Origin of the sequence: Synechocystis sp. LEGE 06083 (assembly GCF_015207725.1) — a bacterium.
In the GTDB taxonomy this organism is placed as follows: domain Bacteria; phylum Cyanobacteriota; class Cyanobacteriia; order Cyanobacteriales; family Microcystaceae; genus Synechocystis; species Synechocystis salina.
The window spans coordinates 1-6931 of sequence record NZ_JADEWJ010000217.1 but is presented as its reverse complement, the minus strand read 5'-3'; the positions used below and the strand labels follow the sequence as shown (position 1 = coordinate 6931).

The window sequence follows — 6931 nt, the reverse complement described above, 5'->3', positions numbered from 1 at the left end:
AAGTTCTATAGGGTCGGAGTTGATGAAAATAATGCAGAGAAAAGGGTCAATTCAGGTTTCCCGTTCCAATCTTTCCATCATGTCTTTGGCTTCCTTGAGACCACAACCAGTGAGGGAGCGGCAGATTTTGATCGCCTCAATTTTCTTGCCTTGCCTTAACAGTGCCGTAATTTCTTTCTTCTCACCGTCCGACAGTTGCTGAATAGTGTCTCTTGAATTAGTAAAATCTTTGCTAATTGTGGGTGAACCTCCCTGGAAAAAAATTGTTAATAGAAAAATTATTACTAGCACTACCAATATCAAAACTACAGTCATGTCCATACCTCTTTTTCTGATTTATTAAGTTACTTGCAAAAGATTTTGCCATTGCCCACCCCCTAGGATAAAACTAACTCTGTTTGCACCGTGCCAGCCCTTTCAGCTTGGGCAGTGATGGTCAACTTTTCTCCAGACTGACCCTTAATTAGCCAAGTTAAGTGACAGCGATAATCAATTCCATTGGCTAAGGAAGATTTCGTTTTATTGGAACGTCCTTCCAGATGAGGTAATTCCTGGTGAACTTTGCCGGTGATTAGGGTCATGCTATCCGGCTTTTGTAAGCAAACTTGAATGGGGCGCACCGCTTTTCGTTCCAGCGCTTTTTGACTAGTGTAGGTGGGTAAAAAACCTTGGTTTTCCCATTGCACTGTGATTTGGTAAATATTTTCTCCCTGGGCGGTGATTTCGGTTTTAGCCACTGCTAAGCAGGGGGACATCAGGGCATGGGTGAGGGCAAAGCGAAACTGTTGCTCGCAAAGTTCGGGCAAAAACTGGGCCGGGGCATTTTGCCACATGGTTTTAAAACTCCAACCGCCAATTTCCACCTTACCCAGTTGGGGATGGTCAAAGGGTTGCCAATGGACAAAACCCTCGCCGTTCAAGGCTTGGTCATTCCATCGCATTAGCTTGTAATCATCCTCCGGGGGATGCCAACGGAACCATTCGATTAAATCTTCTTTTTCAATGCCCGCCGCAGTGGGAGCATCCCAAAGTTCCACTGTAAAGCCAAACCAACCGTAGTGATCATAGGCATAATCATCCATCACCCCATAGATGACTTCCTTGGGATGGTAGCGAAAATCGTGGTAGGCGGAAATGCAGTTATAGCCGGTTAATTCTTTGCCTTTTTCCCCCAGAATTTTGTACACATTTAAATCCTCTACGGGTAAATTTTCATCTGCTTGGGAGGCGTAGGGACGCAGAATCACGGCGGAATAGGTGTGGTAGCTAATGAAACCGTTAATATTGCGATGCTGTTGCCAAAATTCCGCCTCTGCCCTAGTTTCCGGCTCAGAAAAAGGAAAATCTCCGGCCCCCTGCTGTTGTCCCTCCGGGGCCCATTGGTGGGGATAGTTGCGGTTAAAGTCCAATCCTTCCTGGCTGGGGGCGAGGTCAAACTCGTAGCCGTCATAGTTGCGAATCAGACCCTCTGGCAACAAAGTGTAATATTCACCGCCAAATTCCTCTGGCGATCGCCCGATCATGACTCTGGGGTCTTGGTCAGAAATTTTCCAGGCCCCACAGGGATCAGGAAGGCGCATTTGTAAAATTAAACCGTCACCGTTGACATCCTCGGGGTATAAACCATCTCGTTCTTCGGGGTAGGGGTAGGGTCGCACACTGGAACGTAACAGGTAGGGGGTAGTTAAATATTTCTCCGCCCCATCCATGGCTAACCGGGGCAGGACGTAAACGGTGTAATTGTCGAGCAAGTGGGTAATTTGGGCATCTTCCCCATACTTGGTCATCAGTTGATGCAGGCAATACAAAGCCACCGCCGACCCCGTTACCTCTCCGGCATGGGTGTTGGCATCGATCCAGTAACCGGGTTTATGACAATAGTCCCCTGTGGCCTGATTAGTGGCGATCGCCACCCAAATGTTTCTACCAGCATAGCTTTGGCCAATGGTTTGCACCGTTAGCAAGGAACCGTAACTAGTTTGAAGTTGTTGCAAAAACTGGTCTATTTCTTTGTAGGTGAAATAGTGGCTGAAATCGAAAGGGGGAACGGTCATGGGGGACGCAACGGATCGCAAAGGGTGAATAACGATGGGGATTGGCCTAAACTCGGATCCCAAAGTCGTACACCATCAATCTATACCCAATACCATGGCGATCGCCAATTACAGAGCCATTAGACCGCATCAGTGGCAAGAATGGGTGGAAACGGCCCAGCACCGAGCCCTCAGCGGTAAATTACCCCAATACATTCCCCAGTTAGGCTTGGTTAATCCAGGCAATTTTGCCCTAGACATTGGTGACCAACACGGCATTATTTACGAAACAGGGGATACCGACCTAACGTTTAGTTTGATGAGTGTGGTTAAACCCTTTATCTGGCTTTATATACTCCATCACCGGGGTTGGCAGTGGGCCCAGCAAAAAGTTGGCGATCGCCCTTCCCATTTACCGTTTAATTCCGTGGAGCAATTGGAGCAGGATGGGGGTTACCCCCGCAATACCATGGTCAACAGTGGCGCCATTTGTTTAGCAGGTCATATCCCTGGGGCAACAACAAATCAACGGTGCAGAAATTTTCTCACCTGGTTAAATCACACCGCCCAATGTCAACTTTGGCTTGATCCAGAACTATTAGCCTCCGTCCATGCCCTACCCAATCCCCGCAATCTGGCGATCGCCCATTTGTTGGCAGAAAAAAGCTATGTAGAAGATGCGGCCCTAGCTCTGGAAACCTATAACCAACTTTGTTGCTTGAGTGGTTGCCTCAAGGATTTATTCAAGCTTGGCCTGGCATTGCAGTGTCCCCAAGCGCCCTTACAACCCCAGACCACCGCCAGGGTCAAGGGCACCATGGCCAAAGCGGGACTGTATGCAATGTCAGAATCATTTTTCCAACGCACCGGCTTCATTTGCAAATCGGGGGTCAGTGGCTTAGTTCTGGCCTGTTTGCCGGCCCAGTCACCGACCATTTTTGCTTGCTATAGCCCCCCTTTGAATGAACAAGGAAACCCGGTGGCTCCCCTGGCCCTATTGGAGTTTTTGGCAGAGTTTAAGCAGTGAAGATTTTTCCAATTCCATGTGCGTAACGACAAAATGTAGCTACAATTGAGAAACCTTAGTGTCCGTTTAGTTATGGACTATGAATGGGATGAAGCAAAACGTCTTTCCAATCTTCGTAAGCACGGCATAGATTTTGCCGATGTTCCAGCCGTGTTTAATAGCGACATTGTCACGGTTGAAGATAATCGTGCTGACTATGGAGAGCAACGTTTTGTCACACTTGGTTTATTGGAGGGGCGAGTTGTTGCTGTTGTCCATGTTGAGTCAAAGCACTGCACCCGTATTATTTCCGCTAGAAAAGCAACGAAATATGAACAAAAAATTTACTTCGAGCAACTCTCAAACTGATTGGCAAAGGTTGGATGCCATGGAAGATGAAGACATTGATTTGTCCGATTGCCCGGAGGTTACCCCAGAAATGTTTGCCAAGGCGATAGTTCGGCGGGGTTTACCTGCGACCAAAACTAAAGCCCAAATCACACTCCGCATCGATAGTGATGTCTTGCAATGGTTTAAATCCCAAGGGAGGGGTTATCAAACTCAAATCAATCAGTTGCTAAGAGCCTATATGGAAGCGCACCAACAATAGACTCAGTTCGTATGGGATTGCAGAATGGAGAGTTGTCTAAAAATAATTTAGTTGGGCAAATGAAAATTGGTGTTGTTGGTTTAGGTTTAATTGGAGCTTCCCTGGCGGGAGATTTGCGTCGTCAGGGCCATTATCTGATAGGAGTATCCCGGCAACAAAGCACCTGTGAAAAAGCAGTAAAAAGGCAATTGGTGGATGAAGCGGGGCAAGATTTATCTCTTCTGCACACAGCGAAAATGATTTTTCTTTGCACTCCGATCCAACTAATTTTGCCCACCCTGGAGAAGCTTATTCACCACCTAGCTCCCACGGCCATTGTCACCGATGTGGCCTCGGTCAAAACGGCGATCGCCGCACCAGCGAGCCAACTTTGGCCAGGGTTTATTGGGGGCCATCCCATGGCGGGCACTGCGGCCCAAGGCATTGATGGGGCGGAAGAAAATTTGTTTTTAAATGCTCCCTATGTGCTTACTCCCACGGAACATACCAACCCTGCTCAATTAGCTTGTTTGCGTTCAGTGTTGGAACCCCTGGGGGTAAAAATTTACCTTTGTACCCCAGAAGACCATGACCAGGCGGTGGCCTGGATTTCCCACCTACCGGTGATGGTCAGTGCTGCTTTGATCCAAGCCTGTGCTGGAGAAAAAAATGCGGATATTCTCACATTAGCCCAAAACCTAGCCAGTTCGGGCTTTCGGGATACCAGCCGGGTGGGGGGAGGCAACCCAGAGTTGGGCACTATGATGGCCACCTATAACCAACCGGCTTTGCTAAAGAGTTTGCAAGACTATCGTCAACAGTTGGACGCGTTGATCACCCTAATTGGTAATCAACAATGGCCTGATCTCCATCGTTTTTTACAACAAACCAACGGCGATCGGGGAAGTTATATTAAGTGAACCAATGGCGATCGCCAGGGGAAATAACCGATGATCCTTCTGAACAATAGAGATTTCCAGAAAACACTTTTAAACATCGAGCATTTTTGTCTCCACTATGGGGATGACAATCGCTATGAATTAATTGACGGAGAACTGATTGACTTGGAACCGACAGGAATCCACGAAGAGATTGCCGCCTTTATCACCCTCAAACTCTGTGCCCAAATTGACACAGCCAATTTCCCCTGGTTTATTCTACAAAGGGGACTTTTACGGCCAAGTAGTACGATTATGACTGCTTTTCGTCCCGATGTGATGGTTGTTGATCGCCTTGCCCTGATTGAGGAAACCCTGTGGCCAGAACAATCCATTCTTACCTTGGGGAGTTCCATTCGACTAATCGCAGAAGTGGTGAGTGGTAATTGGCAAAACGACTATGCCCGTAAAGTCGAGGACTATGCCACTTTGGGTATTCCCGAATATTGGATTGTCGATCATGGCGGGCTGGGAGGAACTCGTTACATTGGTCGCCCCAAGCAACCAACCCTAACAATCTGCCAATTGGTTGACGGTGACTATCAAATGCAACTGTTGCGCGGAGATGATCCTATTATCTCTTCCCAATTTCCTGACCTCAATCTGACGGCAGGACAAGTATTAGCCTATGGACAATAGGGATGGATAGATTGAGAACGGCGATCGCCAGGGGGATAAATTAGGGAAATTGAGCATTAATCCAGAACGAATTTAGGAACAATCGGTGCCCCCGGCATGGCTTTCTGTTAAAAATAAACAAGCACTGCCCTTTCCCGCTCAGAGCGCATGACCCACCAGCCCACCGCATCGGTTCCCTTTCAACGCCCCTGGCACGACTATCTCAAATTCAGCACGGACCATAAAGTCATCGGCATTCAATATTTGCTGATGTCCTTCTGCTTTTTCTTAGTGGCGGGATTATTGGCCATGATTATCCGGGCAGAATTGCTTACCCCCCAATTGGACGTGGTGGACCGTAGCCTCTACAACGGTCTATTCACCCTCCACGGCACCATGATGATTTTCCTCTGGATTTTTCCCGCCAATGTGGGATTAGCCAATTACTTAATTCCCCTAATGATTGGTGCTAAAGACGTAGCTTTTCCCGTGTTAAATGCGATCGCCTTTTGGCTCATGCCTGTGGTGGGAGTATTGCTGATTGGTAGTTTTTTCCTGCCCACTGGCACAGCCCAGGCCGGCTGGTGGTCCTATCCTCCGGTGAGCATCCAAAATCCGTCGGGCAACTTCATTAATGGTGAATTTCTTTGGCTTTTGGCAGTGGCCACTTCCGGCGTTTCTTCCATTATGGGGGGGGTTAACTTTGTCACCACTGTCTGGAAATTGCGGGCACCGGGACTAACCCTGTTGAAAATGCCCGTTTACGTCTGGACAATTTTAAGTGCCCAAATTTTGCAACTCTTTTGTCTGCCAGCGTTGACAGGCGGGGCCATCATGTTGCTATTTGACCTCTCCTTTGGCACCACCTTTTTTGACCCCTTTAACCAGGGCAACCCGATTATTTACCAACACTTATTTTGGTTCTATTCCCACCCGGCCGTGTACGTCATGGCCCTGCCCGCCTTTGGGGTATTTTCGGAAATACTACCGGTTTTTGCCCGTAAACCACTCTTTGGCTATAAAACCGTCGCCATCTCTTCTTTTCTCATTGCTATCCAAGGCACCTTCGTCTGGGTACACCACATGTTTACCAGTGCCACCCCCAACTGGATGCGAATGTTTTTCATGGCTAGCACCATGCTTATTGCGGTGCCCACCGGCATTAAGGTTTTGGCCTGGACAGCCACGGTGTGGCGAGGAAGTTTGCGCCTGAAAACCCCCATGTTGTTTTGCTTAGGAGGAATTTTAATGTTCCTATTTGCTGGCATTACGGGCATTATGTTAGCTTCCGCCCCCTTCGATTTACACGTTAATAACACCTACTTTGTGGTGGGGCATTTCCATTACGTTGTCTTCGGCACCGTGACCATGGCGATTTATGGGGCGATTTACTTCTGGTTCCCGAAAATGACTGGGCGTATGTATAACGAAGCCTGGGGTAAGCTCCATTTTGCTTTGACCTTCATTGGTGCCAACCTAAACTTTTTCCCCATGCATCCCATCGGACTACAGGGGATGTTACGGCGCATTTCTTCCTACGACCCCGAATATACAGCTTGGAATGTGGTAGCTAGTTTAGGAGCGTTCTTGCTGGGCATGTCTACTTTGCCCTTCATTGCCAATATGGTGGCATCTGCTTTTCAGGGTCGTCGGGTGGGCAATAATCCCTGGAATTCTTTAGGTTTGGAGTGGACCACCCCTTCACCGCCACCGGAGGAAAATTTCGAAGTTATTCCCACCATTACAG

At 48.1% G+C, this 6931-nt stretch carries 8 protein-coding genes; 6 read left to right on the top strand and 2 right to left on the bottom strand.

The genetic code is table 11. The features are described from left to right. Positions 1 to 51: 51 nt before the first annotated feature. A complete protein-coding gene (locus IQ219_RS14900; RefSeq protein WP_228017159.1) occupies positions 52 to 315 on the bottom strand; it encodes a 50S ribosomal protein L7/L12 in 264 nt (87 codons plus the stop codon). A 62-nt stretch (positions 316 to 377) separates the two neighbouring features. Then, positions 378 to 2054, bottom strand: a complete 1677-nt coding sequence (locus IQ219_RS14895) for a M14 family metallopeptidase (protein ID WP_194073125.1) — start codon at positions 2052 to 2054, stop codon at positions 378 to 380. Between the two features lie 34 nt (positions 2055 to 2088). On the opposite strand from IQ219_RS14895, the gene IQ219_RS14890 reads away from it, so the two are divergent. From IQ219_RS14890 to IQ219_RS14865, 6 genes are all read left to right on the top strand, one after another. Next, the gene (locus IQ219_RS14890; RefSeq protein ID WP_194073124.1) at positions 2089 to 3060 is read left to right on the top strand and encodes a glutaminase; all 972 of its coding nucleotides are present in this window, start codon (positions 2089 to 2091) and stop codon (positions 3058 to 3060) included. Between the two features lie 72 nt (positions 3061 to 3132). After that, positions 3133 to 3408: a BrnT family toxin gene (locus IQ219_RS14885; RefSeq protein WP_190598029.1), complete on the top strand. Its 276-nt coding sequence runs from the start codon at positions 3133 to 3135 to the stop codon at positions 3406 to 3408. Further along, positions 3371 to 3649: a BrnA antitoxin family protein gene (locus IQ219_RS14880; RefSeq protein ID WP_190598028.1), complete on the top strand. Its 279-nt coding sequence runs from the start codon at positions 3371 to 3373 to the stop codon at positions 3647 to 3649. Before IQ219_RS14885 ends, IQ219_RS14880 begins: the two co-directional genes overlap by 38 nt. Positions 3650 to 3708: 59 nt before the next feature. Continuing rightward, complete coding sequence (locus IQ219_RS14875) at positions 3709 to 4548, top strand: prephenate/arogenate dehydrogenase (RefSeq protein WP_194073123.1); 840 nt, start codon at positions 3709 to 3711, stop codon at positions 4546 to 4548. A gap of 30 nt (positions 4549 to 4578) precedes the next feature. Next, a complete protein-coding gene (locus IQ219_RS14870; RefSeq protein ID WP_194073122.1) occupies positions 4579 to 5205 on the top strand; it encodes a Uma2 family endonuclease in 627 nt (208 codons plus the stop codon). Between the two features lie 147 nt (positions 5206 to 5352). After that, the coding region (locus tag IQ219_RS14865; RefSeq protein WP_194073121.1) for a cbb3-type cytochrome c oxidase subunit I at positions 5353 to 6931 on the top strand (1579 nt) is incomplete at its 3' end.

Coding starts and splice junctions, on each gene's coding strand:
- IQ219_RS14885 (WP_190598029.1), top strand. CDS start 3,133: ATGGACTATGAATGGGATGAAGCAAAACGTCTTTCCAATCTTCGTAAG.
- IQ219_RS14875 (WP_194073123.1), top strand. CDS start 3,709: ATGAAAATTGGTGTTGTTGGTTTAGGTTTAATTGGAGCTTCCCTGGCG.
- IQ219_RS14870 (WP_194073122.1), top strand. CDS start 4,579: ATGATCCTTCTGAACAATAGAGATTTCCAGAAAACACTTTTAAACATC.
- IQ219_RS14895 (WP_194073125.1), bottom strand. CDS start 2,054: ATGACCGTTCCCCCTTTCGATTTCAGCCACTATTTCACCTACAAAGAA.
- IQ219_RS14890 (WP_194073124.1), top strand. CDS start 2,089: ATGGGGATTGGCCTAAACTCGGATCCCAAAGTCGTACACCATCAATCT.
- IQ219_RS14880 (WP_190598028.1), top strand. CDS start 3,371: ATGAACAAAAAATTTACTTCGAGCAACTCTCAAACTGATTGGCAAAGG.
- IQ219_RS14900 (WP_228017159.1), bottom strand. CDS start 315: ATGACTGTAGTTTTGATATTGGTAGTGCTAGTAATAATTTTTCTATTA.